Genomic DNA, 3,250 nt, shown 5'->3' on the forward strand with positions numbered 1-3,250 from the left:
TAATTAGTAGTTGAAATGAGTTTAAACTCTTAAATAGCATAGGATTCAACCAAATAAAAATCCATTTTTCTGAGAATTGCTTTTTTGTATTCTCATAATCCTTGCGTAAAATTCTACCTCAATAATTTATCAATTCAAACCTGACAGAGCAATATAATCTCGATATCTTTCCAGTTTAGCTGATAGTTTTTGGCGGACTTGAAAATACATTTTTTGGTATACAGCACGAGTTGCCATTTCTTAGGAGTCAGGAGTCAGAATGAATAGCTTTAATACCGATTTTGAGGTAGGAAATTCTCTTTTTTGTCAAAGGGACATTTCCTTAACTTATCTTTATAATCGCACTTATTATTCGTAACATTCTTTTTTCAAATTGGTATTATACCAATAACGATTAAACCAATAAAGTATACTGATAAAAATACCTAAAAAATTAGATAACCAAGTTGATCTTCAGTCTTATATGTGTCAGGAAATTAGCTATGTATATTGGTGAACGAAAACTGATTTATTTAACGAAAAATTAATATTTTCCAACACATTTTACTTAGACAAATAAGCCTGTTAAAAATAGTGGGATAGGTTCATTCTATAATTACTTCAATATTCAATTTCCCCTACTGCTCTACTCCCCACTCACAACTTTATAATAAGTAGGGTTTGCGCTCAAAAGTCTTTTAGTAGGGCTAGGAGACAGGAGACAGGAGACAGGAGACAGGAGACAGGAGTAAGAATTGTCCCAAGATTGTTCTACCATAGTCAGCCCAAAATACTAGCTTTTTGTAGCTCTAGGCATCAAAAAGCTGGCACTTTTTTGAACCCCAAAAAGGCTAATACCTTTATTTATCAATACTTTGAGAATTAATCAGCAAGCCCTAAGTATTCAACCGAATTTGATATTACTGTAGCAATCAACAGAAAATACTATTACTATTAAACATCTGGTGATATAGTCATTTAACCTTAGATTGAGACAAAGCTTTCTTGCTATGAGGGAGTTTCAGACAAAAAAACGTCTCATTTTTAAGTTAAACTACTATAATCAAAAATCAAATCAATTATCGCCCATAAATCATCAATTATTTCTCCCTACTCCCTCTTTTCAGCAGAGGTCTATTAATAAACAAAAATTAACCAAGGTCCACACCTAAAAATCTGTCTAGAAGTTTAGCTCGCCAGACATAACGTAATAATATACACCACACTAAAGCCACCCAACTAATCACAACATAATCATGGGCACTTAGTAAAGATAATTCAAAAAATTGACGTAGAGGTGGAACAGCTAAAATTACAACATAGATTCCTAGCAAGGCCAACGCAACTAGGGAATAACGCCAGTCTCTACTCAAAGGTTCTCCACCAACCCAAACCCTATTGGGGGGCTTAAGAAAAGGCACCAAGAGTAGACCACACAAAACCATAATAGTTACTAAGGCACTGCGAGGAACAGAAAGAAGCTGATTACTAATAACTACACTATTATCTATCAGATTATTTTCCTCAATAGATTCCAACACTGTCACAACTAAGTAACCCAAATAAACACCCAAAGCAACAAGAGTAAGACTCAAAGTAGCAGGTAAAGTAAAGTGGAGTAGCGATCGCACCAAACTACGACGAGGCAACATTCCCGACTTTGCCCACAGAGGAATACAAAAACTAGGAAAACCCACCGATATAAGAGTAACAACCGCACTATGCTTATTTAATAGTGGAAAAGTCCCACCAACAAATCCTGTAGCAAAAATCAATAAGGTGACACAAAACACCCTAATCATAAAAAGTTTCAGTACATCCTGTATACCATTACGAATGCGTTGTCCTTCCAGAAAAGTATGAGGCAAAGACCCAAAAGAATTTTTCAGCAAAACAATATCCGCCACACTACGAGTGGCCTTACTACCACCCTCCATAGCGATCGCCAAATTTGCCTCTTTCAAAGACAGAACATCATTAACCCCATCTCCAATCATCGCTACATAATGACCCTGCTCCTTAAAACTGCGAATTAGTTTAGCTTTCTGCTCTGGAGTAACACGGCCAAAAATTGTATTAGCTTCAGCAGCTTGGATAAACTGGGCTTCATCTAGTTCGGCCAACTCCGCCCCAGAAATAACTTGAATATCCGAGCCAAGTCCAGCTTGTAAGGCCAAAGTAGCCACCGTCTGAGGATTATCTCCTGAAATTACCTTTACCTCTATTCCAGCTTCAGAAAAACCATGTATCGTTTCACGAGCTTCTGGCCTTAGTTCATCTTTAAAGCTAATAATTCCCAGAGGAGTTAATTCGGTAGGTAGTTGTGGCTTTTCCAAATCATTATTCAAGCTATTAATATTTGGGCTGTGAGTAAATAAAAGGACTCGAAGACCCTGTTGAGCTAATTCTTGAATTTGCTGAGTAACTTCTGTACTTAAAGGTGTAACTGTCGCTAATACTTCTGGGGCACCAAGAATGTATGTTCCAGAATCTGAATTTTTTTGACCTTCAAAACTCATACCGCTCCATTTACGAGCTGAAGTAAAAGGAATTTCCGCAATTAGCTCCAGTCGATGTCCAGAGCAAACTTCTTCTACAGCTTCAATAGTTTGATTTTTAGCAGTGGTACTAGCCGCATAATCACCCAATAAATGTCGTAACTTAACTTCATTAATTCCTATAGGATAGACAGTCTGTAAACGAATTCGGTTAGCTGTTAATGTGCCAGTTTTGTCCAAGCATAAAACATCTACATTACTCAATGATTCCACAGCATTAGCTTGCTGAATCAGAACTTCCTGCCCCACCATTTTGACTGCACCCAGGGCATAAGCAAGAGTAATGGCCAAATAAAGACCACTTGGTACTAGGCCAGCAATTACTGCAGCATATTGTACGCTGTCAGCAAATGTATAAATCCTGATAAACCAGTTAATGGCAACAAGTATCCACAGGAAGCATGACAAGAGTAGAAATACTCTAATTACCAAGTTAATTTCTTGTTGAAGGGGGGTGTAAATTTGACGGAATGCTCTGGCACTAACTGTTAATTGATAGGCCAAACTTTCGGTTCCTACTTTTTGAGCTTCATAACAAGCAGTACCACTAACACAAAAACTAGCAGAATAAACTGGTTGTCCTACTTGTTTCGGAATTAGGTCCGATTCTCCAGTTAGTAGTGATTCGTCCACTTCAATTCGGCCTTCTCCTACTACTTGGCCATCGACCACTATTTGATCTCCAGCTTGGGCAACTAATATATCCCCGACTA

General features: G+C 37.5%; 1 protein-coding gene. It reads right to left on the reverse strand.

What is annotated here, in order from left to right; all coding sequences use genetic code 11:
- Positions 1-1,130 precede the first annotated feature (1,130 nt).
- A partial coding sequence (locus tag F6K13_RS25110; protein WP_287288719.1) for an HAD-IC family P-type ATPase occupies positions 1,131-3,250 on the reverse strand: 2,120 nt, incomplete at its 5' end.

Source organism: Okeania sp. SIO2B9, from assembly GCF_010672505.1.
Lineage (GTDB): Bacteria > Cyanobacteriota > Cyanobacteriia > Cyanobacteriales > Microcoleaceae > Okeania > Okeania hirsuta.